Here is a 25,878-nt window from a genome sequence, read left to right as displayed (position 1 = left end):
ATGCCGTTAAATATAGTTGGATATAATGTATCCAAGAAATAAATTAACAGGATATAACGATAGTAAGGCGGTTAGTTTTTTTTGATGCTAAAGTGGAACGTGGTTCCTTTTCCCAATTCTGAGGAAACTTCTATTTCACCGCCAAGTTTCGTGACAAGTTTTTTAACGGTAGATAGCCCGATGCCGTTGCCTTTTTTTCCATTTCTGTCAAGCTTGCCGGTGGTAACAAAAAGGTCAAATATATGGGAGCGTTTGTTTTTGGGAATCCCCATTCCATTGTCAGAAATTGAAAAATGATAAAATCCGCTTTTTTCGGTACAATGAATGTCTATTTTAATCTTTTCCTTGTCATTGTATTTTAGGCTGTTGCCCACAAGGTTGAGTATAATTTGCTCCAGTGCGGCTCTGTTGGCCTGCATTTCAATATTTTCTTCGGGCAGGTTTATTTCACAGTCAATATTAATGTTCAGCAGTTCAATTATTTCTTCCAAAAGGCTGTTACTGTCAAAAACCTCATCGGTTAAGGAAGCGGTCTTGTCACTTTCATAATGTTCCAAAAGCCCAGTAATATATTCACTTAGCGTAAACGAGGATTGTTTTATGTAATCTAAATATTCCTTTCCCTGTTTGTCCAAATGATGGCCGTACTTGCTGCGAAGCATATCCGAAGTTATAATCATATTGGCCAGCGGCATTTTCATGTCGTGGGAAACAATGCCCGCAAAATTTTTAAGCTCCTCATTTTTTTCTTTCAGCTCCTGCTGTACGGCCAATAAGGTCCTATTGCGTTTTCGGGCCTCAAACAGATTCACCACTTGATACGCCATTGAAATAAGCGCGCTTTTTTGCGATTTTGAAAGTGTTCTGGGCTTGGTGTCAAAAACGCAAAGAGTCCCCAACGGATAGCCGTCTGAATTAATTAACCGCACCCCCGCATAAAAAACAGCGTTCATATCCTTTACCAGCGGATTGTCCATAAAACGCGGATCCTTTCTGGCATCTTCAACAATAAAGATGTTTGATTCCTCTAAAATGGCATGGCCACAAAAGGAGGTGTCCCGCGGCGATTCATTAAAATTTAAACCGTAGTATGATTTTAAAAAATTCCGGTCCGCATCCAGCAGCGTTACCAAAGAAATAGGCACATCACAAATATTTGCCGTGAGTGCCGTTATGTTGTCAAAATCCTTTTCAGGCAGCGTATCCAATAAATTATAGGAACGGACTGCGGCCAGACGTTGCTCTTCATCAACAGGAAATTGTGGTGCAATCAAGACTTTTTTCAATTTATCTTAAATCCGAAAGAGGTCGGTGTTTAAGAGTTAACCGTAAATGTACAACAATTTATAATGAGTTGTTAAAGCGAAAAAAATAATGTGGAATGAGTTAATCTTTGAATCAAAATCGTTCAAAAACCCCTAATCCGAAAAGTGCAAAATCATATTTTATGGGATCTATCGGGTCTAATTTTCGAAGGGAATTATCCAACTCAGCCAAGGCCTTGCCATCGTTTTGTTTTCTGTTGAGCAATTTGAGTTTTCGGGCCACGTTTCCGCTGTGGACGTCCAAAGGACACGAAAGTTGGGAAGGGGAGATGCTTTTCCAAATTCCAAAATCAACGCCCGCATGGTCATTGCGGACCATCCACCTTAAAAACATGTTCAGTCTTTTTGCCGCGGAATTTTTTAAGGGATCGCTAATATGTTTTTGGGTTCGTGGAAGGTGCGGAAGTTGAAAAAAGGTTTTTTTGAAGTGATGGATTGCCGTTTGCATGGAATCTTTTTCGGAATGCCTGGCAAATACTTTTTCCAATCCCCCGTGGTTTTTATAAATATTTTGAAGGGCTTGTAAAAAATAAAACAAGTCTTCGCTATTAAAGGTTCGATGCACAAAGGGAGAAAGCGATTCGGAATCCCTTTCTGAAAAATTCATCACAAAATCAAAAGGCGAATTGCCCATTATTTCCATCAATCGGTTCCCGTTTTTGATGATGCTCTTTCGGTTTCCCCAAGCAATTGTGGCCACAAGAAAACCGGCGATTTCAATATCTTCCTTTAAAGTGAAAAGATGCGGGATTTGAATGGGGTCGGTTTCAATAAAATTGGGGTGGTTGTAAATATGTACCTTTTCGTCGAGAAATGATTTTAATTCACTTTTCTTCATAAGAGTGAATTTTTGGCATTTGGCATTTGGCATTTGTTTTTTGAAGTTTATTTCACAATAACCCCATCCTGCATAACCAGCTTTCGGTCCGCCATATTCGCAAGTTCCTCGTTGTGTGTAACAATGACGAAGGTTTGCCCAAATTCGTCCCGCAGTTTAAAAAACAGATTGTGCAGGTTTTCGGCGCTTTCAGTATCCAGGTTTCCGCTGGGCTCGTCCGCGAGAATGATTGCTGGATTGTTTATCAAAGCCCGCGCTACTGCCACGCGTTGTTGTTCGCCACCGGAAAGTTCGTTGGGTTTGTGGTCCTCACGGTGCGAAAGACCTAAAAAGGAGAGCAGTTCCTTTGCTTTTTTGACGGCTTCGGCTTTGGGTGTATTTTTTATAAATGCGGGAATACAAACATTTTCGAGCGCGGTAAATTCGGGAAGCAACTGATGGAACTGAAAAATAAAGCCCAAGTTTTCGTTTCTGAATTTCGCCAACTTTTTCCCCGAAAGGGAACCAATGTTTACCCCGTTTATCGCTAACTTACTTTTTGAACTGTCAAAAGCGTCCAAGGTTCCCAAAATTTGCAGCAATGTAGTTTTCCCGGCACCCGAAGCACCTACTATGGAAACAATTTCACTTTTTTTTATATGAAGGTCAACCCCTTTTAAAACGTGGAGATTGTCGTAATACTTGTGGATATTTTGGGCCTCGATCATCGCGAAAATTTAAACCGTGAAAGTACTATTTATAGCGCTATAATGCAATCTGATGGGTTATATTGTTTTTATTCGGACTTATGTGTTTATTTTTGTTTTCAAATTTTTAAACAAAAGAGAATGTCATCCTATAGATATTTTGAAGAATATGATCAACCTGTAACCGACAGTTTAATTGACAATTACAGTACTATTTTAAACACAATTGGTGAGGATGTTTCCCGTGAAGGAATACTCAAAACTCCCGAAAGAGCCGCAAAAGCGATGCAGTTTTTAACATCTGGCAACTGCCAAGATCCCACCGAAATATTGAAAAGTGCCATGTTTGCCGAGGCTTATCACGACATGGTGATTATTAAGGATATCGAACTCTATTCTTTATGTGAGCACCATATCCTGCCATTCTTTGGAAAGGCCCACATAGCCTATATTCCTGATGGTTATATTGTGGGATTGAGCAAAATCCCCCGAATAGTCGATGTTTTCGCGCGCCGGCTTCAAGTTCAGGAAAGACTTACCCACGATATTTTGGAATGTATAAACAATACGTTAAAACCCAAGGGAGTGGCCGTGGTTATTGAAGCTTCACATATGTGTATGATGATGCGCGGCGTGCAAAAGCAGAACAGCGTTACCACAACTTCGGGTTTCCGTGGCCAGTTTGAAGCCATTGAGACACGTAGTGAATTTTTGAAATTGATCAGTAGCGATTTGGGCTAATTTTTTTGGAATGTTTTTTGTTCATTTATAAAAAAATACCGCATTCATGAAAAACGAAAAATATAAATTATTGCGCCAAGGAATCTTTTTTGATTTAATAGGAATGGCAACAATGGCAATTCCAGTTGTCGGCCCCGTATTGGATATAGTTTGGGCGCCCTTCGCCGCAAAAAAAATGAACGACATGTACAAAGGGACAGAAGGAAAAATTGCTTCCGTTTTTGTGTTCCTGGAAGAAATTTTACCACTTACAGATGTTATCCCAACTTTTACTTTAATGTGGCTTTACACCTTTGTGTGGAAAAAACAGCCTGCACCGCAGATCATTGAGGTTAAGGCTAACGAATAATTCCCGCTCTGATTATTCTTTTTGTTCAGCCCTTGCATTTTGGCGACTTTGCGTGTAAATTTTTCCCGCAAAGTCGCAAAAACGCAAAGAAACAATTACAACGCTACTTTTAAACCCACATTGATGCTCCTTCCTATATTCAAAATGCCATCGGGTTTAAATCTGGATAAATGCGAGATATATTCCTTATCGGTTAGGTTAGTTCCGTTTATACTTAGTTTAAATAGCACCTTTTGGAGTTGAAAACTGCTTTCAATTCCTGCGCTCAACAGCGAATAGCCGCCCGTTCTGGTTTCAAAGGTGCTTACGTTTTTTTGATTGAAGGTGTTTTCCAGCGTTACAAAAGCAGCGCTAAATTTCCGGGTTTTGCCATCTTGCAGTTCCACACGAAATGTATTGCGAAGTGAATTGGCAGGTATCAATGGCAGATAGTCATCATTACTTAACTTGCCGACAACGGTTTCGAAACTACTTTCAAGATGCAGCCAATCCAACGGATGCGGGTGAAGGTGAAAGCCAAATTCGCCACCATAAAGTGACGCATTGTTTTGAAGATAATCATAGACGGGCGTATCCTCTATCATCTCATCCGTAGGGGAAATAAAAATATAATCGTTAACTGCGTTGTAAAATCCGTTTGCGAAAAATTCCACGTGCTCGTTTCTGTATTCCAGGGAAACATCTGTTTGGAAATTTTGTTCGTTGGTCAGTTCGGCATTTCCCTTTTCATATCGGTTGGTACCCTCGTGCACGCCATTTGAAGTAAGTTCGGCCAAATTGGGCGCTCTAAAACCACTTGCAAAATTCACCCGGGCGGAAACGTTTTCAAATAAATCCATTTTCGCTCCCAAAGCCGCGGTAAAGCTTGTGAACGTTTTGTTTAATGCTGGAATAAAGTCCGCATCCAAAGGGTTCCGGGCAGCCTCGCTTTCAATTTTTCGGGAATCGAAACGGATGCCCGCCTGCAGATCTATTTTTTCCAAATGGTAATGAGAGGTTGCCAAAAGCCCAATATCTGTAGTATTTGCATTGGGAATAAGGATTTCTTCGCCTTCGTTTTTGTTGTTTTGAAACATTCCTTGCAAGCCAACTATGGTTTCGAGTTTCCCCAATTCCGGCAGATTGTATTTTACATCATAATTAAAAGTGCTCAATTTTAGCCGAAGTGCGGCAAGGGAAGGATCATCTTCAAATTCGCGACGGTCGTTAAACAAATAGCCGGCTTTCACATCCAAACTCGATTTGTTGAAAAACAGCGTATTCTCAAAACTCAAAATATGGTTGTCAATTTCCTGAAAAGGAATTTCCAAATCTTTTGAATGGGTTTGTTCGCCAATTTCCTCCGCGATGCCAATGTTTGAGCGGTTGTAATTATACCGAAGCGTTGACTTGAATTTTGTGTCCAAATATTGTACGCCTGCCTTTAAATCCTTTTCATTGAAGCGGGAATTTGTTATTCGGTAGGCTGTTCCGGCTTTATAATCGCTAAAGGAAGAATAGGAGCCACGCGCCAAAAACTTCAGCTTTTCACCGGAAGTTTTCACTCCAAAATTGGTGGAAGTTCCCAACGTATTTGAAAAATAAGTGCTGCTCAAATCGCTATGTGTTTCCCCAGAAATGGCAAACTTTTCAGGATTCAAATACAGTACGCCGCCCAGCGCGTCGCTACCGTATAGGAGGGAAGCGGGGCCTTTAATGACTTCTACACTCTCCACTCCAGATTCATTGATTCCCAGCCCGTGTTCATCCCCAAATTGCTGGTTTTCCAGTCGGACGCCTTGGGCATAAGTCAAAACACGATTGGAGCTCAGCCCTCGAATGACCGGTTTGCCAATTCCAGTTCCGGTAGTAATTAGGTCAACGCCCGCAATGTTTTTTATTCCGTCGGCAAGTGTTACGGCTCCGGAGGAGTTTAAATCGGCTGTGGAAACGCGTTCCACTTTCATCACGTTATTGCTCTGCAATTTATGGAAGGGGGTGGAAACGATCACTTCTTCCATTTCAACCGCGCTTTCTTCCATTTGAAGATTTTCGGTAACGGTTTGATTGTTTGAAAAGTTTATTTTTTTTGAAACGGAAGCATATCCCAACGATGAAAAAATTACGTTATAATTTCCATTGGGAATAGTATTCAACGTGTAATTTCCATCAAAATCGGTAACTGTGCCTTTTTCCAACTGCGGAATATAGACCGTTGCCATAACAGCTTCGTTTTTGTTTTTTGAGGTAATGGTTCCCGTCAAGGAATTTTGGGAGCTCGCCGCAGTGTAAATAAAACACACCACAAGCAAGCAAAGAAGGTTTTTCATGCTTTCTTGATTTTAAAAAAGGGTTGTAAAATTTATGGAGTGCTAAAAAATCAAGAAAATAGCGGAGGCCCCCTTAGAAAATAATGGGAGTTATTTTTATTGAATTTTGGCAACAAATAAATGGTTTCCGTTTTTTGAAAACTATTCAGTACTGCAAATTCAGGAAGTTCCTGGGGTTTAAAATCAAAGATTGAAAAGTGAAAATCACAAATGGAGCAATTTAGTTGTTTTTTGTGAATATGGACAGAAAGATCTGTGCAGGCCTGGTGCTCGTGGCCTTCAAGGGTATGCGCAAATTTTACGGCAGTGGGAAGCAACAGCGCAAACGAGAAAATCGTTACGGTAAAAATGCGTTGTATTTCCTTTTTTAAAACGTTCATTTGTTAAATAGCGCGCCCAGGCCCATCCCACGAAGCATTTTCTTTACAAAGTTCCAAAAAAATGCAAACTCTCCAAACACCCACCCGAAAAAGACCAAAAGCACCTGATAAATTGGAAATATGATCAAAATTCTGAAGGGCCAATAAATGTACCAGCCCATTTCTTTTTTTATTTCGAATAAATCTGTCACGGGAGCTGCCAGCTTTGCAGCGGAACTTCCCGTAATGGCAAAAACAAGAAATATAATAAAAAGTTGTCCGTTGGTTTTAATGTTCCAACGTTGTTTGAGCTTTTTCAATTTCTTCCGCCTATGAATTTTTGATTGTACTTATCCTGAAAATATACAAAGTAATTGTATAGCAGATAATTTACTTCGTAGCCATAATCCACGGTTGGGTCATAGTTTATGCGCTCTGAGTATAAATTATGGGAATACCGTTGCGGTTGCATCACGCGATTGTTGTATTCCGAAACGAACAACCGGTTCTTGTTTTCCAAATACGATTGGCCATAAAAACCGCGCGGAGGTTGGGAGGCGAGCCAAGATTCAAAACCGGGCTCTATTATCATTATTTCGTATTCGAGGCTATCGTTTGCAATGCGAATGGTGTCTTTTTCAGTAGTGTCTGCAGAAGTGTTACTCATTGTTTTATTGCCAGTTCCGCAGCTGTACAGGGCAATACAAAAAGCAGCTATGAGGAAAATATTTTTCATATAAGTTATTTTTGCAAAGTTAAGCAATGCGGTACAAAGCAGAGGGCATTTAACTTTCATTTAAAAAAAAAATACCGTCTTTTTGATAAAATGGACGGCATTTTTTTAAATGGAATCGTGTTTTTTACTTTCCAAAGAAACCTCCCAGAATTCCTCCGAGACCACCTTTTTTGGTATTGCCGCCACCGAGGACCATTCCTGCAATATCGTCTATAACGCTGCCGTCATTGTTGCCGTCAAGCAAAGATTCGATCATGGATTGTTGTTTTGGTTGGTGGTCGCCACCTCCCATAAGGCCGCCCAGCAAATCGCCAATTCCGGATTCTGAGTTTACATTTTTCTGTTGTTTTTGTTTTCCCAAATATCCCAGCAAAATAGGTGCTGCTACTTGTAGGATCTGCATAACGGAATTTGTGTCCAACCCAGATTTTTGGGAAAGAGCGTGTACTGCATTGTTTTGGGAACCTCCCAAAACGTGTCCCAAGATACCCAGGCCATCCTGTTTTACGTCCTCATTTACGCCACCGCCAAAAAAACCACCTAAATTATCCAGAATACTACCGTCGTGCTTGCTGTTCAAAGCATTCATTAAATTGGCCGCTCCACCTTCATTACTTGCATTGCGTTTCATGGCGCCCAGAAGTATGGGCATGGCCATTGTTACGACCGAAGCGGTTTTGTCTGCGGGTTGATTGGTTTCCTGGCTGATGCCTCCAATAATCTGTTTTCCGAGGTCACTGTTCAATAAATCTAAAATTCCTGACATTTTTTTATGTTTAAATTAAGTACGTAAGTTAATCAAAATCAGCAATAAGTGAGAGAAAAAAAAGTAGAAATATACTACTTGCACAAAATTGAAATGATCTGGTTTGCCAGCTCTGTTCCAATCCTATCCTGTGCCTCATCCGTTGCAGCACCTATGTGCGGCGTAAGCGATATTTTATCGTGCATAAGCACTTTTATTGAAGGCGTAGGCTCGTTTTCAAAAACATCGAGTGCTGCAAACGAAATTTTTCCATCTTCAATACCTTCCAACAGTGCGTTTTCGTCCAGTATGCCACCTCGGGCAGCATTAACAATACCCACGCCGTCCTTCATTTTTGAAATTTCTTCCTTGCCTATTAAATATCCCGATTGGGAAGGTACGTGCAGACTAATAAAATCACTGTGTTTTATTAATTTATCTATAGGTGCGGTCTTAATTTTCAGGGTTATTTTCTGTCCGTCATAAAAAGTGAGCGTAATATCCGCTTCACCCACTTGGTGATCGCTGGCGATTACTTTCATACCGCAGCCCAGGGCAATTTTTGCAACTTGGCGACCGATTCTTCCGAAACCGATAATCCCCAATGTTTTTCCACGTAGCTCACGGCCGGCACCATAACTTTTCTTTAATTCCTTGAATTTGGTGTCGCCTTCCAAGGGCATATTCCGGTTGGAATCGTGCAGAAACCGAACGCCTCCGAACAAATGCGCAAAAACAAGCTCGGCTACCGATTCTGAAGATGCCGCCGGGGTATTTATGACGTTAATTCCATTTTCAAGGGCGTAGTCCACATCAATATTGTCCATTCCTACACCGCCACGGCCAATGATTTTAAGCGAGGAACAATTGTCAATGATATCTTTGCGGACCTTTGTGGCACTTCGCACCAAAAGCACCTCGATTTTGTGCTCGTTGATGTAATTTTGAAGCTGTTCCTGCGCCACATGCACCGTCAGTACTTCAAAACCTGCCTCTTTTAATAGATCTATTCCGCTTTGTGAAATTCCATCGTTTGCTAATATTTTCATGAAAATAAGTTACTGGGTTATTATGTTATTGAGTTATTCCCGCCACGGCGGGGTAGGGAGTTTTATGCGCCTTTTTCCACCGCTTGCATTACATCTACCAATACCTGCACGCTTTCCAACGGCAGGGCGTTGTACATGGAGGCACGGTAACCGCCAACGCTTCGGTGGCCGTTTAAACCATTTATTCCGGCTTGTTTAAGGTGATCGTCGAAGGTTGCTTTTAATTCGTCATTTTTTAGATTGAACGTGGCGTTCATTGTTGAACGGTCTTCTTTTTTTGCTACGAAGCCTTCGAACAATGGGTTTCGGTCTATTTCGTTATAAAGAAGTTCGGCCTTTTGGTTGTTTGTTTTTTCGATTGCAGAAATACCGCCCAAATCCTTTAACCATTGCAATGTCAACATAGAAACATACACAGGGAAAACCGCTGGGGTGTTGAACATGCTTTCCTTATCAATATGAACTTTATAGTTCAGCATGGAAGGAATGGCGCGCGAAACCTTTCCGAGAATATCCTCCTTTACCACAACCAAAGTTGTTCCCGCTGGCCCCATATTTTTCTGGGCTCCCGCATAAATTAAACTGAACTTTGAAAAGTCGAGCTGGCGCGAAAAAATATCGCTGCTCATATCGCAGACCATCGGAATTTCCGCTTGGGGAAAACTTTGCATTTGGGTGCCAAAGATGGTATTGTTACTGGTGCAGTGGAAATAATCAGCATCTTTTGGAATGGCGTAATTTTTCGGGATAAAGTTGAAATTATCACTTTTGGAAGTTGCAACTTCCACAACTTCGCCCAATAATTTGGCTTCCTTTATTGCTTTGTCGCTCCAAGTTCCCGTATTTAAATAAGCTGCTTTTTTTTCCAATAAATTGTAAGCGGCCATCAAAAATTGAAGACTTGCACCGCCTTGCAGAAACAGCGCCTGATAGCCTTTATTTTGAAGGCCCAAATGCTTTAGGGCCAGGTTTCGGGCATTGTCCATTACCTCCACAAAATCCTTGCTCCGGTGGGAGATTTCGATCAAGGAGAGGTTTGAATTGTTGAAATTTAAAACTGCCTCGGCAGCTTTTTGCAATACGGATTGCGGCAAAATGCAGGGGCCTGCACTGAAATTGTGTTTTTTCATCTGGAATATATGTTAGGTGTTAGGGTTATTAAGTTGTTGATTATTGAGTTATAAACTCCAAACCCTAAATAACTTAGTAACCAATAACTGTTTAAAATATAAATTCTCATAAAACCTAAGGATTACAAATTCCAACGATAAAGAATTTTATAAAAAACATAGTGCAAAGATGTGAATTATGCCACGAAATATGTTGGAATTATCAATATTTTATCAATGAAGTTTCAACAGGAAATCAACCGTATCCACCCCATCGGCATAATCCCATAATTCGGGATTTTGTGATTTTCCGAAAGGGATTTCATTGGGCAACCCTGCTTTTGTAACCAAACACTGTATGTTTTCAGCTTCCGCTTCAAGTCTCTTTTTTACTGCGTATTTTGAAGTGTATTTTTCATAAAAAACTACCGAAATAGGCGAGGAGAAGCCAGTGTCTTCTTTGAGTAACATAAATTCATTATCAAGCAGTGGGAAGCTGTCCATTAAATAAACCGCTTTGTTATAATCGTAATTATTGATGTATTTGTGGTTGTGGATAATTTCTTTCCAAGAAAACATTCCTTTGAAAAATGGCTCGAAATCGTAATTCTCGGGAATAAATATTTTTGAAACGTTGCGGCAGCCAAGGCCGAAATACCTAAAAATATCATCGGCAAGACTTTTCAATTCTTCTTCGCTTTCATTTCCTGTTAAAACCGCTACCGAGTTTCGGTTTTTACGGATGATGTTTGGATATTTTCCAAAGTAATACTCAAAATAGCGTGCGGTGTTGTTGCTGCCCGTGGCGATTACGACATCGAAGCTTTCCAATCTTCCTTCTGTAAATTCGATATAATTTTCGAATTCAGGTTCCACGGAAATTAAATAATCTGCAAGAAAAGGAAGAAGGGTTTTGTCGTTTGAGGAAAGCTTTGCCAGTACTTTGTTTCCGGTAATTAAAACCGAAAGGAAATCGTGAAAACCGACCAACGGTATGTTTCCCGCCATTATGATTGCAACGGTTTTCGGGATGGGATCTTCAATTTTATATTTTGAGAGCCATTGTTTTAGATTTTTTTCGGAAAGGGCTTCGCCCCAGCTTTTTAAAGCGAAATTTATATTTTCCTGAGTGAACCACCCGTTCTCCGCTTCGGCTTTTCTCAAAATCTTTTCAGCTTTAGCTTCGATTTCGATTTCCCTCAGAAATTTCCCTAAAGCCGTAAAAGCGTTAATTCTTTGTTTTAATTGCATACTTATTTTGGAGTTACCCGAATAGGGGTTAAATTTGCGCAAAGTTAGAAAAAGTAGAAGCTATGGCAATTATAATAACGGACGAATGTATAAACTGTGGCGCGTGCGAGCCGGAATGCCCCAACACCGCCATCTATGAAGGTGCCGACGATTGGCGCTATGCCGATGGCACCGACCTTGACGGAAAAGTAGTTTTGCCAAACGGGAAAGAAGTGGATGCCAATGAGGCGCAAGAGCCTATAAGTGACGAAATATATTTTATAGTACCCGATAAGTGTACCGAGTGCAAAGGCTTTCACGATGAGCCGCAATGTGCCGCCGTATGCCCGGTGGACTGCTGCGTGCCCGATGAGGACCACGTGGAGTCTGAGGAGGAGCTTTTAGCCAAACAAGCTTTTATGCACAAAGAATGATAAAATATTTAGCTACATAAAAAAAGCAACCTTTTTCGGGTTGCTTTTTTGTTCATAATTGCGGTTGCTGTTTTGAATGATGAAGGATAGAGTTTTTAATTTTTTACAGATTTGGCCATTGAATTGGAAAAATATTTTATAGGTTCCTACGATAAGACGGCTAATGTCAATTTGATCGTCAATTAAAAACCGCCTCCCAAACCTAAGTTTGAAGGGCGGTTTCCATTGTGGGGATAGGTAATAGAATTACATTTTATTCTGTTTGATGGACGTTTTACTTTTCATCTCCAGTTTATAGATGGTTTTTTCAACAGCATCTGTTTTTGGGTTATAACTTTCAACTACAAAATTTCCATCCTCGTTAAAATAACCAAAAGAGTTATTTCCCGCTTGCGACATTATGTAATATCCGTTTTTGGAGGTGGGACGCAAAATTGCGAAATCGTTTTTCTGTCCCGCTTTGGTATCATAGATTTTATAGCCGTTTTTTTCATTCTCAAACATATAGCTGTGATCTGCAGAGCTATAATTTACGTCGGTTTGTACCCTTGTAGGCCCCAGCTCGTAATCCTGATCTGTTTTTCCGGCATCTTTGGGATCCAGCTTGATGGGTTGGGTCTCGGTTCGGGTTACCTCTTTTACGTCGGTATGAACTCCTTTGTTGTCCTTAACCTTTACCTTGGTAACAACAGTTTCCGTTTTTTCACTTTTATTATCTTGTGCAAAAGCAGTTGTAAAGGCCGCCAGTGCAAAAATCATCAATACTTTTTTCATAATGGTTGTATTTATTTGTTATGACCCAAAACTAAGAAGTATAGATGTTAAAAAAACATAAAACGTTGATAATCATTTCATAAACTTCGATCAGCGGCTATGTTTTTGCGATTTTAAAAAGCACTCTTGGGCAAACCAATTTTTTGTACTTTAGTTGAAATACTTTTTATGCCAGTTTGGTTACATATTTTAATTATTGTACTTGTGGCTTACACGGCCATTAGTATCTTGCTGTATTATCTTCAGGATTATTTTTTGTTCAAGCCTGAAAAACTTCCAAAGGACTTCAATTTTTATTACGAAAACCAAACAGTTTCAGAATACAACATTGAAACGCGCGATGGCGCCATTATTAACGGACTTCATTTTAGTGTTGAAAAACCGTTGGGCGTTGTGCTCTATTTAAAGGGAAATTCAAAAAGTATTAAGGGCTGGGGGAAGTTTGCCGTGGACTTTACCCGGAACAATTACGACGTAATTATGGTAGATTACCGGGGCTTTGGGAAAAGCACGGGCAAACGCTCACAAAAAGCCATAAAGCACGATCTGCAGTTTATTTACAACAAAATCCGGGAGAAGGTGAGTGAAAAATACATCATCATCTATGGGCGCTCCCTGGGTTCCGGCTTCGCTACAAAGCTCGCTTCTATGAACAATCCAAAAATGTTGATTCTCGATGCGCCTTACTATAGTTTGACCAAAGTTACGGGCCGTTATATGCCGTTTATGCCGCTTTCCATTATTTTGAAATACCCCATGCCCACCTACAAATGGCTGAAATATGTAAAGTGCCCGATACACATTATCCATGGCACAAAGGACAAGCTAATTCCATTCAGCAGTAGTGTAAAACTATCACAAATAAACCCGAAACGTACGCGGTTGCACCCCATAATTGCGGGCGGCCATAAAAATTTGAACAACTTTGAATCCTATCACAGGATTTTAACCGAAATCATCAAATCCAAAGAAAAGAATATCGATCTTTCCACTACCAGCATTGGCGTAAAACACTCCTCAAAACAATGAAACCCAGATTAAAGAAATTTTTAATTGCCATTGCCTCTTTGTATATTATCATATTCATTGGGCTCTATTTCCTGCAGGAAAAAATGATATTTATGCCAGATTCACTTCCACAGGATTATTCCTATACATTTCCGGGAAATTTTGAGGAAATCAATTTAAAAACTGCAGATGGTGCAAAACTGAATGCACTCCTTTTTAAGGTTAAAAACCCCAAAGGTGTTTTGCTTTATTTCCACGGAAATGCTGGCGACCTATCCCGATGGGGAATTGTAGTTCAAAATTTTGTTGAAATGGGCTATGATGTTATGGTAATGGATTACAGAACCTACGGAAAAAGCACGGGAGAACTCAGTGAAAAAGCGCTGTACAACGATGCCCAATTATTTTACAAGGAGCTGCTGAAAACTTATCCGGAGGGCACAATTGTGGTTTATGGAAGGTCTTTGGGCACCGCGTTTGCAACTTATGTAGCAGCTAAAAACCATCCAAAACAATTAATTCTCGAAGCCCCATTTTATAGTTTAGATGAAGTGGCCGCCGAGCGTTTTCCCATCTATCCGGTAAAGTGGTTTTTGAAGTTCCATTTTCCCACCTATCACTATTTAAAGGAAGTGTCGTGCCCAATTACAATTTTTCACGGCACCGATGATTTTGTGGTAAACTATGAAAACAGCGAGAAACTTTCAAAAATCCATACGAAAGGGAAGCTAACCTTCATTACCATAGTAGGGGGGACCCATCACAACCTGCTCGATTATGAAATCTGTAAAAAAAGGTTGGATTCGATACTTTAAGAATAAAAAAATCCATCGAAGGTAAGCCAGCGATGGATTTTCTTTAAATATTCAAAAAAAGGGCTTAGTCCTTCTTAAGTTTAGCCATTCCTTTTGGCCTTGCTTCTAATTGGGCTCTTCTTTCGGCAAGTTCTTGCTGCATTTTTGCTTGTTTTGCTTCGTATTCCATTTTCCTTTTGGCTGCTATTTCGGCCTGTTCTTTCTTGGAAGCTTCAAGCTGTGCTTGTTGCTGCATCTTTTTTTCAGCAATCTTTGCCTCATTTTGTGCGTCTGTGGTTACTTCATCCACCAAGATCTTTTTGTCGCTGTCCTGTTTAGTAACTTCACTGAAATTTCTATCAATTTTATTATTGTCCTCTATAATAAGGGCTCCAGATTCAGTATCGATGTTTTTTGTTTCCTTTACCTTAACATCACGGCCATCCTTTGTAACCACGCGTTTGGTGGTAGATTCTTCTTTTACCGACTTATTTACCTGTGCTTGGACGCCTGCAATGCTTAAAGTGGCAATGGCGAGACTCATCATTAATTTTTTCATAATTATTGGTTATTTATGGTTTGAAGGGTAAACATAATGCTATTATCGTTAAACTCTTGTAAATCTTTAGTGAAATAAAACCCAATCTTTTTCTGAAAAGCAATTATAGCCAAGTGTTGAAAGTCTGTTTTGAAGATGTATATTTGCACCCTGAAAAAATAAATTTAATGAAAGCAGGTATCGTAGGATTGCCAAATGTAGGAAAATCCACTCTATTTAATTGTTTGTCCAATGCAAAGGCACAAAGTGCGAACTTCCCATTTTGTACCATCGAGCCAAATTTGGGCGTGGTAAATGTTCCCGACAAGCGCTTGTTGAAACTGGAAGAATTGGTTAAGCCGGAACGCGTGCTTCCGGCAACCGTTGAAATAGTTGATATTGCCGGCTTGGTAAAAGGTGCAAGCAAAGGGGAAGGCTTAGGCAATCAGTTTTTGAGCAACATCCGTGAAACCGATGCAATCCTGCACGTGTTGCGTTGCTTTGATAATGATAACATTGTTCACGTGGACGGCAGCATAAACCCAATCCGCGATAAGGAGACCATTGATATTGAACTTCAATTGAAAGATCTGGAAACGGTTGACAAAAAGCTCGAAAAAGTAAAGCGTGCCGCCCGTACCGGAAATAAAGAGGCCCAAAAGGAAGAAGCTGCTTTACTGAAAGTAAAAGCTGGACTGGAAGCCGGAATTTCGGTTCGCGCCATTGATTTAACCGAAAGTGAAAGGGAAGAATTTATTGTGAACGCACAGTTTATCACGGACAAGCCTGTAATGTACGTTTGTAACGTTGATGAAGCTTCCGCCGCTACTGGAAATGCCTATGTTGAAAAAGTAAAGGAAGCCGTAAAGGATGAAAACGCCGAGGTTTTGGTCCTCGCCGTTGGTACCGAGGCCGATATTACCGAGCTTGAAACCTTTGAGGAGCGCCAAATGTTTTTGGAGGATTTAGGTTTGGACGAAGCAGGTTCCGCAAAATTGATCCGAAGCGCCTACAAATTATTGAATCTCCAAACCTATTTTACGGCTGGCGTAAAGGAAGTACGTGCGTGGACCATTCCCGTTGGAGCCACTGCGCCACAGGCAGCGGGCGTAATCCATACAGATTTTGAGAAAGGTTTCATTCGCGCCGAAGTCATTAAATATGACGACTACGTAACCTACGGAAGTGAAGCCAAGGTAAAGGAAGCCGGAAAGATGGGCGTGGAAGGGAAGGAATACATCGTGAAAGATGGCGATGTGATGCACTTCCGTTTTAATGTGTAAATAAACCCTTTCCAACCTCCGCAATGGGAAGGAGTATAGGTTCGGCTTTTCGCTTTGGAAGATTTAAGGAGGGATTTTCCTTCTAAAATATTACTCATACAAACGCAATCGCTTTTGAAGCAGATCCATTTCCCTTTCCATCTTTTGCATGCGTTTCAGCATTTGTTTTATGACGTCCAACCCTTCAAAGTTGATTCCTAATTCGTGATGTAGGCGAAACATACGTTCAATTTCCGAAATATCCTTTTCATCAATAAAAACGTCGTTTTGCTTTTCTTCAAAAGAAATCAACCCGTATTCGTGAAGCTGCTTTACGAAGGAATCTTCAATATGTGTCTGTGCGCAATAGTGACTTACCAATATATATTTTTCACGTGCCATTATCTAAGTTTTGAAAGTTCAGTAAACAGTTCCTTTTCTTTTTCCGAAAGGTTTTTCGGGAGAATAATTTTATAAGTAATATACAGATCGCCGTGCTGGCCTTCCTTTTTGTATTTAGGCAGCCCTTTGCCTTTCAGTTTTACCTTGGTATCGTTTTGGGTTTCGGGCTTCACGTTCAACTTCACTTTTCCCGTTAAGGTTTCTACGGTTATCTCGCCGCCCAAAAGGGCAGTGTAAAGTGAAATTTCTTGGTTGGAATACAGGTCGCTCTCCAATCTTTTGAACCGTGTATTGTTGAAAATTTCAAAAGTGATAAAGAGATCCCCCTTTGGCCCGCCGTTCATCCCTTCGCCGCCGTAGCCCTTTATTTTGATGGTCTGGCCATCCTCTACGCCTGCGGGAATGGTCAGCCTGATTTTTTTCTCTCCAAGATTGATCGTCTGTTTTTGGCTTTTTAGCACATCGGTCAAATTCAACCGCAGCGTTGCGTTAAAATCCTGCCCTTTAAACTGTGCGGTCTGCCTACGGCTGCCACCGGCACGGCCAAAGCCTCCGCCGCCAAACATCGATTCAAAAAAGTCTGAAAACTGGCTTTCGTCAAAACCTTCGGTGCTTGTATAGGTCCTACCACCGCCAAAGCCTCCAAAACCGCCGCCGCCACGTTGCTGTTGTTGTTTTCGCGCTTCCTCAAAGGCATCGGCGTGTTGCCAATCCTTGCCGTACTGGTCGTATTTCTTGCGCTTTTCAGGGTCGCTCAGTACTTCATTGGCTTCGTTCAGTTGTTGGAACTTTTTTTGGGCGTCCTTGTCATTGGGGTTTAAATCGGGATGGAGCTTGCGGGCAAGTTTTCTGTATGCCTTTTTTATATCGGCCTGTGAGGCATTCTTGTCCAGCCCGAGAGTTTTGTAGTAATCTATAAATTCCATTAAGGTGTTTTATTTGTGAGATGAAATTATAAAAAGTAATCCAACAAGTCAATGACAATACTCATTCTTCACAAAAGTTTAGCAATTCCTATCGTTCGAAGGGGGAACTCGTGCGAAACTCCTTCCCTCTGGGGAGGTTGGGAGGGGATTTTCCCCCTTTTGAGGGATGGGGGGGATTTTACTAACAAAACCCCTCGCTTTATTGTTAATTACTTTCCGAGGTATTGGTTTCACAAGTGCTCCCGTATATTTATATTAGCAACCCTACACCAAATCTTATGGCCGAAACACAATATACCGAAGACAACATACGCTCGCTCGACTGGAAGGAACATATCCGCATGCGCCCGGGGATGTATATCGGGAAGCTCGGTGACGGTTCTTCGCCCGATGACGGCATCTATATTCTTTTGAAAGAGGTAATCGATAACTGTATCGATGAATTTGTAATGGGCGCTGGGAAAACCATCGAGGTTCGAATAAAAGACAAAGAAGTAAAAGTGCGCGATTATGGTCGTGGCATTCCATTGGGGAAAGTGGTCGATGTGGTTTCAAAAATGAATACGGGAGGAAAGTACGACAGCCGTGCCTTTAAGAAATCCGTTGGTTTGAATGGCGTTGGTACCAAAGCCGTGAATGCGCTTTCGGCGTTTTTTAAGGTGGAATCCGTTCGCGATAACCAAATGAAGGCGGCTGAATTTTCCTTGGGCGAACTGACCAATGATGTTGCTGTTGAGGAAACCACCAAGCGAAAAGGAACCAAAGTGGTTTTTATTCCCGACGAAAGCATTTTCAAAAACTTCAAGTACCGTACGGAATACGTTCAAAAAATGCTAAAAAACTACGTCTATCTCAACCCGGGACTGACCATAGATTTTAACGGCGAAAAGTTTTATTCGGAAAATGGATTGAAAGATCTTTTGATGGAGACCATTTCCGAAGAAGACAGCGCGTACCCTATAATCCACCTGCGCGGAGATGATATTGAAATAGCACTTACCCACAGCAAGACCCAGTACAGCGAGGAATACCACAGTTTTGTAAACGGACAGAACACAACCCAGGGTGGAACGCATTTGGCGGCCTTCCGCGAAGCTTTGGTAAAGACGGTGCGCGAATTTTACAACAAAAACTACGATGCCAGCGATGTGCGGAAGTCCATCGTTTCGGCAATCAGCATCAAAGTAATGGAGCCGGTTTTTGAAAGCCAGACAAAAACCAAGCTCGGCTCAACCGATATGGGCGGCGATCTGCCAACGGTGCGAACGTTTATAAACGATTTCGTAAAAACCCAGCTCGACAATTACCTGCATAAAAATCCCGAGACGGCGGATGCCATTCAACGCAAAATAGTACAGGCCGAACGCGAGCGAAAAGAGTTGAGCGGCATCCGAAAACTGGCGAAGGACCGCGCGAAAAAAGCCAGTCTTCACAATAAAAAACTGCGCGATTGCCGGGTGCATTTAGGCGATGTTAAAAACGAACGAAATCTGGAATCTACTTTGTTTATCACCGAGGGAGATTCCGCGAGCGGAAGCATCACCAAAAGCCGCGATGTAAATACGCAGGCCGTTTTTTCACTTCGTGGGAAACCGTTGAACACCTACGGAATGACCAAAAAAATCGTTTACGAAAATGAGGAATTCAACCTGTTGCAAGCCGCGTTGAACATTGAGGATTCAATGGAGGATCTGCGGTACAACAACATCGTAATCGCCACAGATGCCGATGTGGACGGAATGCATATTCGATTGTTGCTCATTACGTTTTTCCTTCAGTTTTTCCCTGAATTGATAAAGGAAGGTCATTTGTATATTTTGCAAACGCCGCTATTCCGCGTTCGGAACAAAAAGGAAACCATTTATTGCTATTCCGAAGAGGAAAGGGTAGCCGCAATAGAAAAGCTAAAACCAAAACCTGAAATAACCCGCTTTAAAGGTTTGGGTGAAATTTCGCCGGATGAGTTTGTGCATTTTATTGGCAACGACATTCGCTTGGATCCCGTGATGCTTGATAAATCGATGAGTATTGAGGAACTGCTTTCCTTTTATATGGGAAAAAACACGCCGGACAGGCAGGAGTTTATTATTGATAATTTGAAGGTGGAACTTGATAGGGTGGAGGAATAAAAAAGTGTTCAGTCACAGTTGGCAGTAGGCTCGCGATTTATCGCGTGCATTACAAAAAACCTCTGAGGCCTCTGCGTCTCTGCGGTGAAAGATTACCGCGAAGACGCAGAGGACGCAAAGAATAAAAAATAAGGAATAACCAAAAAGATTCCCGCTTTCGCGGGAAATTAATATGAGTGACGAACTCAACAATAACGAAGAACAACAAAACACAGGCCCCGACTATTTGGGCTTAAACGACGATACCTCCGGCGACACCATAAAAAAGGTTACCGGTATGTACCGCGACTGGTTTTTGGATTACGCCAGCTACGTAATCCTGGAACGTGCCGTGCCTGCTATTGAGGACGGTTTTAAGCCTGTACAGCGTCGCATTATGCAGTCCATGAAAGATTTGGACGATGGGCGCTACAACAAAGTTGCTAACATCGTTGGGCATACCATGCAGTACCACCCGCACGGGGACGCGAGTATTGCCGATGCGATGGTGCAGATTGGGCAAAAAGATTTGCTCATCGACACCCAAGGAAACTGGGGAAATATTTTAACGGGCGATAGCGCCGCCGCTTCACGATATATTGAGGCACGGCTTTCAAAGTTTGCCTTGGACGTGGTTTACAATCCAAAAGTTACCCGCTGGCAAGCCTCGTATGATGGCCGTAGAAAAGAGCCAATCAACCTTCCGGTTAAATTCCCGTTGCTTTTGAACCAAGGCGGAGAGGGAATCGCAGTGGGACTTTCCACCAAAATCCTTCCGCATAATTTTATTGAACTTATTGATGCTTCCATCAAGCATTTGCAGGGCAAAAAGTTTACGATCTATCCAGATTTCCCAACGGGCGGATTGATGGATGTGGCCGATTACAACGATGGGATGCGCGGCGGAAAAATCCGTAGCCGGGCGCGCATAAACCAACTTGACAAAAATACGCTTGTAATTACTGAAATTCCCTTTGGCACCAATACGTCATCGCTGATTGACACTATTCTGAAAGCGAATGATAAAGGGAAGATAAAAATTAAAAAGATAGAGGATAACACTGCTGCCGAAGTGGAAATCCAGATCCATTTGCCCAGCGGCATTTCGCCCGATAAAACCATTGATGCCCTGTATGCCTTCACTGCTTGCGAAACATCTATTTCGCCATTGGGTTGTGTAATTGAGGATAACAAACCGTTGTTCGTTGGGGTTTCGGAAATGCTTCGCGTAAGTACCGACCGCACGGTGGAACTGCTGAAAAGCGAACTCGAAATACAATTGGATGAATTGGAGGAGCAGTGGCATTTTGCTTCGCTTGAAAGAATTTTTATTGAAAACAGAATTTATCGCGATATAGAGGAAGAGGAAACTTGGGAAGGTGTAATTGCCGCAATTGACAAAGGGCTGCAGCCACATATTCAGCATTTAAAGCGCGCCGTAACCGAAGAGGATATTGTGCGTTTGACTGAAATTCGAATCAAACGTATTTCAAAATTCGATATTGACAAGGCGCAGCAAAAGATTGAGGCATTGGAAGATAGCATAGCTCAAATAAAGCATCACTTAGCACATTTGATTGAGTATGCCATAGATTATTTCAAAAGGCTGAAAAAGGATTACGGCGCAGGAAAAGAGCGCAAAACCGAAATTAGGACTTTTGATGATATTGAGGCTACAAAGGTGGTAATCAGAAACACAAAACTCTACGTAAACCGCGAGGAAGGTTTTGTGGGCACCAGCTTAAAGCGCGATGAATACGTCACCGATTGCAGCGATATTGACGACATTATCGTTTTCACCGAGGACGGAACTATGATGGTAACAAAAGTGGACGCCAAAACTTTTGTGGGAAAAAATATAATCCACGTGGCGGTTTTCAAAAAGAAGGACAAGCGCACTATTTACAATATGATTTACCGCGATGGTGCCCGCGGCGCAAATTATGTGAAGCGCTTTGCCGTAACTTCCATCACCCGCGACAAGGAATACGATATGACCAACGGAACCAAAGGTTCCAAAGTGCTTTATTTTACGGCCAATCCGAACGGAGAAGCGGAAGTTGTAACCATTTATCTGCGCCAAAGCGGAAGTATTAAAAAGCTGAAATTCGACCTCGATTTTGCAGATCAGCTGGTGAAGGGAAGAAATTCCAAAGGAAATATTGTTACCAAATATTCTATCAAAAAAATTGAGTTGAAAGAGAAAGGCCTTTCAACGCTAAAGCCGCGTAAAATATGGTTTGACGATTCGGTGCAGCGATTGAATGTTGACGAACGCGGGGAACTTTTGGGCGAGTTCAGAAAAGAGGATAGGTTACTGATCGTGAAACAAAGCGGTGTTGTAAAAACAGTGGTTCCCGATCTTCAGCTTCGATTTGATGACGATATGATAATTCTTGAAAAATGGGATCCAAAAAAACCGTTAAGCGCCATTTATTGGGAAGGCGAAAAAGAATTATTTTATGTGAAGCGTTTCTTGATAGAAAACCCTGATAAGGAAGAAACCATTATTACCGATCATCCAAACTCGTATTTAGAAAAAATATTTACCGATTACCGTCCGATGGCCGAAGTGGTCTTTGCAAAAAAAAGAGGACAGGAGCGCGAGGAAAATATGGAATTAAATCTGGAGGAATTCATTTCAATAAAAGGAATCGGCGCAATGGGCAACCAGCTTACAAAGGAAAAAGTTTTGGAAATCAACACGATGGAACCTTTGCCTTACGAGCCGCCAGCAACTATAGAGCCCGAGGAAATTGATGTTGTGGATGAGGAGGACATGGCTTCAAATGATGATTCCGATAAGCTGACGGAAGAAGATCCAAATGGTTCCAAAACCGATGAAGGCGGGCAGGGGCTATTATTTTAAATATTAATTATTATTGATAATGATAGTTGTTAAATTAGTTATTGGAATATTACTAATTATAATTGGCTTTAGTTTAATCAATTATTATAACAGCTTAAGAAAGCGTAAAAAGGAAGGTGGTTTATCCTTCAAATTGCAAACCGCTGGAATTGGAGCAATTATTATAGGATTAGGAATAATTCTTACTGCTTTTATAAGATATTGAATATTTGTACTTTAGATATGTGGATATATGGAAAATGAATTCGCCACGATGGATTATACTTTATTTTATCATTTTATAAGAAATATTTAAATTCTAAAAATTTAATCTACTTTTTGAAATTTCAATAATTCATTTCCGTCAGCATCATAAAAATATAATTGTAAACCCTCAAGTTTATAGGTTTTGGTTTTTCCTAGTGCGGCAGTATATTCTGAGGAAAGGGCCATATTTGGGCAGGCCATTTTGGTGCCGCCCATCGCTCCGAAGTTTATGTTTTGATCGTCCAATTCCTGAATTGCGCCAAACATAGTGTTGCAGCCGTCGTTTCCGAAGATTTTCATTTCGTTTAAATGAATTTCCAAAACTGGTTGTTTTTGGAAATTATCACTGTCAATAGCCTCGCCATTCATTGCCTTTAGCGCCCAAATATCGTGGAGGCGCATTTTTTCATCTAAGTTTTTTTCTATCACTTTTACCAAGGAATATTTCAAAGTTGAAGCATCGGTAGGCACGGTAGCTGGGTCCAGCATTTCCTTTTTCACGGAGAGTTTATAAATATAGCCGGGCTCATATTCAAAACCTTCAATGTTTCCGTAGAAATTTTTCCAATCGTTTAGTTTTAAGGTTTCAGATTCCTGTATTTGCAGACATTGCATTTTGCCAACGCCCGTACATTCCACTTTGGAACTGTTTACATACAGGATTGTTTCCGCATTTTTTTCTGAAGATTTATTTTCGCAAGTGCTCAATGCTAGGGCTGAAAGAAAGATGGTAAGTAGAAATTTCATAAGTAGTTTTGTTTCAATTTGAATAAACAAAGTTAAATAGATGAGTATCAGTCAAAATAAATTTATGAAAACTTTAAAGAACAATTTATTTAAAGTTTTGAAAATCAAAAGAGAAATAGTATTTTTGCGCCCCTCTTAGCGACGAGTCAAGAATAAGAGGAATTGAAACAAAACAAAACAAACCCTTCTGTGGGATAGTCGCAGTAAAATCTTGTAACAGCGCAGAATACAAAGCATTGGTTTTTTCATTTTCGCGAAGGCGGAAATCCCAAAAATCAATTTTACAAACAAATGGCTGATAAAGCAAACAAAGAAGAAATGCAGGTAGAAGATACTGCCGTGGCACAAACCGAGGAAACTACAAAACCTCAAAGGGAAGTTTCCCTAAAGGAAAGCAATCCTGAAAAATTTCTAAAGGAATTCAACTGGCACAACTACGAAGAGGGAATTGACCCAATCGACGATGGTAAGCTTGAGGAATTCGAAAAACTGGTAGCAGAGAATTTCGTTGACACCCTTGACGACGAGGTTGTGGAAGGAAAAGTGGTTTACATCACAGACCGTGACGCAATCATCGACATTAACGCGAAGAGTGAAGGCGTTGTTTCGTTGAACGAATTCCGTTACAATCCAGATTTAAAAGTTGGTGACAAGGTAGAAGTATTGATCGACGTTCGTGAGGACAGCACAGGTCAGTTAATTCTTAGCCACCGTAAAGCTAGAACCATTAAGGCTTGGGACCGTGTAAACGCCGCCCACGACGAAGGTACTATCGTAAATGGATACGTAAAATGCCGCACAAAAGGTGGTATGATCGTAGATGTTTTTGGTATCGAGGCTTTCTTGCCAGGTTCGCAAATTGACGTTAAACCAATCCGTGACTACGACGTTTACGTTGGTAAAACAATGGAGTTCAAAGTGGTTAAGATCAATCACGAATTCAAAAACGTTGTTGTTTCGCACAAAGCGCTTATTGAAGCGGATATTGAAGAGCAGAAAAAAGAAATCATCGGCCAACTTGAAAAAGGTCAAGTACTTGAAGGTGTTGTTAAAAATATCACTTCTTACGGAGTATTTGTTGACCTTGGTGGTGTTGATGGACTTGTTCACATTACAGACCTTTCTTGGTCACGTATCAACCACCCGAACGAGATCGTTGAACTTGATCAGAAATTGAACGTTGTAATTCTTGATTTTGATGAAGATAAAACACGTATCCAATTAGGTCTTAAGCAATTGAATCCTCACCCATGGGAAGCGCTTGGAGAAGAGTTGAAGGTTGGTGACAAAGTAAAAGGTAAAGTAGTTGTTATTGCAGACTACGGTGCGTTTATCGAGGTTGCTGAAGGTGTTGAAGGTCTTATCCACGTTAGCGAAATGTCTTGGAGCACGCACTTGCGCAGCGCTCAGGATTTCGTAAATGTTGGTGACGAGGTGGAAGCGGTAATCCTTACAATGGATAAGGAAGAGCGCAAAATGAGCCTTGGTATCAAGCAAATGACGCCAGATCCATGGACCGATATTACTAAAAAATACCCAGTTGGTTCACGCCACAAAGGTATTGTTCGCAACTTTACCAATTTCGGTGTTTTTGTTGAACTTGAAGAAGGTATTGACGGTCTTATCTACATTAGCGATCTTTCTTGGACCAAGAAAATCAAGCACCCAAGTGAATTCACTAACATTGGTGATGAACTAGAAGTGGTTGTATTGGAATTGGACGTTGAAGGCCGTAAACTTAGTTTAGGTCACAAACAGACTGAAGAGAATCCTTGGGATAAATACGAAGACGAATTTGCCGTTGGAACCAAGCACACTGCCACTATTGACGAGGTAGTTGACAAAGGCGCCACCGTAAAATTCAACGATGATATCGTAGCTTTCGTACCCAGCCGTCACCTTGAAAAAGAAGATGGTTCTATGTTGAAGAAAGGTGATGAGGCCGAATTCCAAATTATTGAGTTCAACAAGGAATTCAAGAAAGTGGTTGCTTCACATATGGTAATCCACAAAGAGGAAGAAGCGAAGATTGTAAAAGCCGCAGCAAAAAAGCAAGCTCAGGAATCTGAGGAAGCAAAACCAACCCTTGGTGATGCCAATGCAAAATTGCAAGAGCTTAAAGACAAAATGGACGGTAAAAAATAATCGTTGCATTTATAAATAATGAAGGAAGCCGTCTCAAAACCTGGGGCGGCTTTTTCTATTAAAAAGCTTGCTTAAAAATTGGTTATTTTTTATCTTTAAGTACTGACAATCAAAGATATGAATACCAATTTTCAATCCTACAACCAACA

The 25,878-nt window shown here is 41.1% G+C and carries 25 protein-coding genes; 9 read left to right on the top strand and 16 right to left on the bottom strand.

All coding sequences use genetic code 11. The annotated features are described in order from the left end of the window. Positions 1-71 precede the first annotated feature (71 nt). From POV26_RS11975 to POV26_RS11965, 3 genes are all read right to left on the bottom strand, one after another. Entirely contained in the window at positions 72-1,286 is a 1,215-nt protein-coding gene (locus tag POV26_RS11975) for a GAF domain-containing sensor histidine kinase (RefSeq protein ID WP_272856711.1), read from the bottom strand. A gap of 112 nt (positions 1,287-1,398) precedes the next feature. Continuing rightward, positions 1,399-2,163 carry a TIGR02757 family protein gene (locus POV26_RS11970; RefSeq protein WP_272856710.1) on the bottom strand — a complete coding sequence of 255 codons (765 nt, stop codon included), beginning with the start codon at positions 2,161-2,163 and terminating at the stop codon, positions 1,399-1,401. A gap of 47 nt (positions 2,164-2,210) precedes the next feature. Further along, positions 2,211-2,870: an ABC transporter ATP-binding protein gene (locus POV26_RS11965; RefSeq protein ID WP_272856709.1), complete on the bottom strand. Its 660-nt coding sequence runs from the start codon at positions 2,868-2,870 to the stop codon at positions 2,211-2,213. Between the two features lie 120 nt (positions 2,871-2,990). On the opposite strand from POV26_RS11965, the gene folE reads away from it, so the two are divergent. Together folE and POV26_RS11955 are read left to right on the top strand one after the other, a co-directional pair. After that, entirely contained in the window at positions 2,991-3,590 is a 600-nt protein-coding gene (gene folE / locus POV26_RS11960; protein ID WP_272856708.1) for a GTP cyclohydrolase I FolE, read from the top strand. Positions 3,591-3,636: 46 nt separating this feature from the next. Next, on the top strand, positions 3,637-3,939 hold the full coding sequence (locus POV26_RS11955; RefSeq protein WP_272856707.1) for a hypothetical protein: 303 nt from the start codon (positions 3,637-3,639) through the stop codon (positions 3,937-3,939). A 95-nt stretch (positions 3,940-4,034) separates the two neighbouring features. On the opposite strand, the gene POV26_RS11950 is transcribed toward POV26_RS11955, so the two are convergent. The 8 genes from POV26_RS11950 to POV26_RS11915 form a co-directional block, all read right to left on the bottom strand. Beyond that, positions 4,035-6,248, bottom strand: coding sequence for a TonB-dependent receptor (locus POV26_RS11950; protein ID WP_272856706.1), 2,214 nt, complete (start codon positions 6,246-6,248; stop codon positions 4,035-4,037). A gap of 50 nt (positions 6,249-6,298) precedes the next feature. Further along, positions 6,299-6,628: a hypothetical protein gene (locus POV26_RS11945; RefSeq protein ID WP_272856705.1), complete on the bottom strand. Its 330-nt coding sequence runs from the start codon at positions 6,626-6,628 to the stop codon at positions 6,299-6,301. Further along, a complete protein-coding gene (locus POV26_RS11940; RefSeq protein WP_272856704.1) occupies positions 6,625-6,927 on the bottom strand; it encodes a DUF6787 family protein in 303 nt (100 codons plus the stop codon). Before POV26_RS11940 ends, POV26_RS11945 begins: the two co-directional genes overlap by 4 nt. Beyond that, entirely contained in the window at positions 6,924-7,343 is a 420-nt protein-coding gene (locus POV26_RS11935) for a DUF6146 family protein (protein ID WP_272856703.1), read from the bottom strand. Before POV26_RS11935 ends, POV26_RS11940 begins: the two co-directional genes overlap by 4 nt. 124 nt (positions 7,344-7,467) lie before the next feature. Continuing rightward, complete coding sequence (locus tag POV26_RS11930) at positions 7,468-8,109, bottom strand: DUF937 domain-containing protein (RefSeq protein ID WP_272856702.1); 642 nt, start codon at positions 8,107-8,109, stop codon at positions 7,468-7,470. Between the two features lie 74 nt (positions 8,110-8,183). Further along, entirely contained in the window at positions 8,184-9,137 is a 954-nt protein-coding gene (locus POV26_RS11925) for a D-2-hydroxyacid dehydrogenase (RefSeq protein WP_272856701.1), read from the bottom strand. A gap of 62 nt (positions 9,138-9,199) precedes the next feature. Next, positions 9,200-10,267, bottom strand: a complete 1,068-nt coding sequence (gene serC, locus POV26_RS11920) for a 3-phosphoserine/phosphohydroxythreonine transaminase (protein WP_272856700.1) — start codon at positions 10,265-10,267, stop codon at positions 9,200-9,202. A gap of 213 nt (positions 10,268-10,480) precedes the next feature. Further along, positions 10,481-11,497, bottom strand: a complete 1,017-nt coding sequence (locus tag POV26_RS11915) for an acyl-CoA reductase (protein ID WP_272856699.1) — start codon at positions 11,495-11,497, stop codon at positions 10,481-10,483. A gap of 62 nt (positions 11,498-11,559) precedes the next feature. Here POV26_RS11915 and POV26_RS11910 point away from each other — a divergent pair, with 62 nt between their 5' ends. Then, entirely contained in the window at positions 11,560-11,910 is a 351-nt protein-coding gene (locus POV26_RS11910; protein ID WP_272856698.1) for a 4Fe-4S dicluster domain-containing protein, read from the top strand. Positions 11,911-12,156: 246 nt separating this feature from the next. Here the strand turns inward: POV26_RS11910 and POV26_RS11905 are convergent, their stop codons facing one another. Continuing rightward, positions 12,157-12,684 (bottom strand): hypothetical protein, encoded by a 528-nt coding sequence (locus POV26_RS11905; RefSeq protein ID WP_272856697.1) that lies wholly within the window; start codon positions 12,682-12,684, stop codon positions 12,157-12,159. Positions 12,685-12,852: 168 nt separating this feature from the next. Between POV26_RS11905 and POV26_RS11900 the strand changes: the two genes are divergently transcribed. Beyond that, positions 12,853-13,713: an alpha/beta hydrolase gene (locus POV26_RS11900; RefSeq protein WP_272856696.1), complete on the top strand. Its 861-nt coding sequence runs from the start codon at positions 12,853-12,855 to the stop codon at positions 13,711-13,713. Beyond that, the gene (locus POV26_RS11895; RefSeq protein ID WP_272856695.1) at positions 13,710-14,507 is read left to right on the top strand and encodes an alpha/beta hydrolase; all 798 of its coding nucleotides are present in this window, start codon (positions 13,710-13,712) and stop codon (positions 14,505-14,507) included. Before POV26_RS11900 ends, POV26_RS11895 begins: the two co-directional genes overlap by 4 nt. 64 nt (positions 14,508-14,571) lie before the next feature. Here the strand turns inward: POV26_RS11895 and POV26_RS11890 are convergent, their stop codons facing one another. After that, complete coding sequence (locus POV26_RS11890; RefSeq protein ID WP_272856694.1) at positions 14,572-15,045, bottom strand: hypothetical protein; 474 nt, start codon at positions 15,043-15,045, stop codon at positions 14,572-14,574. A gap of 167 nt (positions 15,046-15,212) precedes the next feature. On the opposite strand from POV26_RS11890, the gene ychF reads away from it, so the two are divergent. Beyond that, positions 15,213-16,307, top strand: a complete 1,095-nt coding sequence (gene ychF / locus POV26_RS11885) for a redox-regulated ATPase YchF (RefSeq protein WP_272856693.1) — start codon at positions 15,213-15,215, stop codon at positions 16,305-16,307. Positions 16,308-16,397: 90 nt separating this feature from the next. Here the strand turns inward: ychF and POV26_RS11880 are convergent, their stop codons facing one another. Beyond that, positions 16,398-16,688, bottom strand: coding sequence for a chaperone modulator CbpM (locus tag POV26_RS11880; RefSeq protein ID WP_272856692.1), 291 nt, complete (start codon positions 16,686-16,688; stop codon positions 16,398-16,400). Then, positions 16,688-17,614, bottom strand: a complete 927-nt coding sequence (locus POV26_RS11875) for a J domain-containing protein (RefSeq protein WP_272856691.1) — start codon at positions 17,612-17,614, stop codon at positions 16,688-16,690. The genes POV26_RS11880 and POV26_RS11875 overlap by 1 nt, the downstream gene beginning before the upstream one ends. A 278-nt stretch (positions 17,615-17,892) precedes the next feature. On the opposite strand from POV26_RS11875, the gene POV26_RS11870 reads away from it, so the two are divergent. Further along, the gene (locus POV26_RS11870; RefSeq protein ID WP_272856690.1) at positions 17,893-19,743 is read left to right on the top strand and encodes a DNA topoisomerase IV subunit B; all 1,851 of its coding nucleotides are present in this window, start codon (positions 17,893-17,895) and stop codon (positions 19,741-19,743) included. 172 nt (positions 19,744-19,915) lie between these two features. Next, the gene (locus POV26_RS11865) at positions 19,916-22,591 is read left to right on the top strand and encodes a DNA gyrase/topoisomerase IV subunit A (RefSeq protein WP_272856689.1); all 2,676 of its coding nucleotides are present in this window, start codon (positions 19,916-19,918) and stop codon (positions 22,589-22,591) included. A gap of 306 nt (positions 22,592-22,897) precedes the next feature. Here POV26_RS11865 and POV26_RS11860 read toward each other — a convergent pair whose 3' ends face one another. Further along, on the bottom strand, positions 22,898-23,584 hold the full coding sequence (locus tag POV26_RS11860) for a DUF4377 domain-containing protein (protein ID WP_272856688.1): 687 nt from the start codon (positions 23,582-23,584) through the stop codon (positions 22,898-22,900). 291 nt (positions 23,585-23,875) lie between these two features. Between POV26_RS11860 and rpsA the strand changes: the two genes are divergently transcribed. Next, entirely contained in the window at positions 23,876-25,729 is a 1,854-nt protein-coding gene (gene rpsA, locus POV26_RS11855; RefSeq protein WP_272856687.1) for a 30S ribosomal protein S1, read from the top strand. The last annotated feature ends 149 nt before the right edge of the window (positions 25,730-25,878 follow it).

The organism is Aequorivita todarodis, assembly GCF_028561335.1.
In the GTDB taxonomy this organism is placed as follows: domain Bacteria; phylum Bacteroidota; class Bacteroidia; order Flavobacteriales; family Flavobacteriaceae; genus Aequorivita; species Aequorivita todarodis.
The sequence above is the reverse complement of the archived record's forward strand: the minus strand, read 5'-3'. Positions and strand labels throughout refer to the sequence as shown.

Coding starts and splice junctions, on each gene's coding strand:
- POV26_RS11970 (WP_272856710.1), bottom strand. CDS start 2,163: ATGAAGAAAAGTGAATTAAAATCATTTCTCGACGAAAAGGTACATATT.
- POV26_RS11965 (WP_272856709.1), bottom strand. CDS start 2,870: ATGATCGAGGCCCAAAATATCCACAAGTATTACGACAATCTCCACGTT.
- folE (WP_272856708.1), top strand. CDS start 2,991: ATGTCATCCTATAGATATTTTGAAGAATATGATCAACCTGTAACCGAC.
- POV26_RS11955 (WP_272856707.1), top strand. CDS start 3,637: ATGAAAAACGAAAAATATAAATTATTGCGCCAAGGAATCTTTTTTGAT.
- POV26_RS11950 (WP_272856706.1), bottom strand. CDS start 6,248: ATGAAAAACCTTCTTTGCTTGCTTGTGGTGTGTTTTATTTACACTGCG.
- POV26_RS11945 (WP_272856705.1), bottom strand. CDS start 6,628: ATGAACGTTTTAAAAAAGGAAATACAACGCATTTTTACCGTAACGATT.
- POV26_RS11935 (WP_272856703.1), bottom strand. CDS start 7,343: ATGAAAAATATTTTCCTCATAGCTGCTTTTTGTATTGCCCTGTACAGC.
- POV26_RS11930 (WP_272856702.1), bottom strand. CDS start 8,109: ATGTCAGGAATTTTAGATTTATTGAACAGTGACCTCGGAAAACAGATT.
- POV26_RS11925 (WP_272856701.1), bottom strand. CDS start 9,137: ATGAAAATATTAGCAAACGATGGAATTTCACAAAGCGGAATAGATCTA.
- serC (WP_272856700.1), bottom strand. CDS start 10,267: ATGAAAAAACACAATTTCAGTGCAGGCCCCTGCATTTTGCCGCAATCC.
- POV26_RS11915 (WP_272856699.1), bottom strand. CDS start 11,497: ATGCAATTAAAACAAAGAATTAACGCTTTTACGGCTTTAGGGAAATTT.
- POV26_RS11910 (WP_272856698.1), top strand. CDS start 11,560: ATGGCAATTATAATAACGGACGAATGTATAAACTGTGGCGCGTGCGAG.
- POV26_RS11905 (WP_272856697.1), bottom strand. CDS start 12,684: ATGAAAAAAGTATTGATGATTTTTGCACTGGCGGCCTTTACAACTGCT.
- POV26_RS11900 (WP_272856696.1), top strand. CDS start 12,853: ATGCCAGTTTGGTTACATATTTTAATTATTGTACTTGTGGCTTACACG.
- POV26_RS11895 (WP_272856695.1), top strand. CDS start 13,710: ATGAAACCCAGATTAAAGAAATTTTTAATTGCCATTGCCTCTTTGTAT.
- POV26_RS11890 (WP_272856694.1), bottom strand. CDS start 15,045: ATGAAAAAATTAATGATGAGTCTCGCCATTGCCACTTTAAGCATTGCA.
- ychF (WP_272856693.1), top strand. CDS start 15,213: ATGAAAGCAGGTATCGTAGGATTGCCAAATGTAGGAAAATCCACTCTA.
- POV26_RS11880 (WP_272856692.1), bottom strand. CDS start 16,688: ATGGCACGTGAAAAATATATATTGGTAAGTCACTATTGCGCACAGACA.
- POV26_RS11875 (WP_272856691.1), bottom strand. CDS start 17,614: ATGGAATTTATAGATTACTACAAAACTCTCGGGCTGGACAAGAATGCC.
- POV26_RS11870 (WP_272856690.1), top strand. CDS start 17,893: ATGGCCGAAACACAATATACCGAAGACAACATACGCTCGCTCGACTGG.
- POV26_RS11865 (WP_272856689.1), top strand. CDS start 19,916: ATGAGTGACGAACTCAACAATAACGAAGAACAACAAAACACAGGCCCC.
- POV26_RS11860 (WP_272856688.1), bottom strand. CDS start 23,584: ATGAAATTTCTACTTACCATCTTTCTTTCAGCCCTAGCATTGAGCACT.
- rpsA (WP_272856687.1), top strand. CDS start 23,876: ATGGCTGATAAAGCAAACAAAGAAGAAATGCAGGTAGAAGATACTGCC.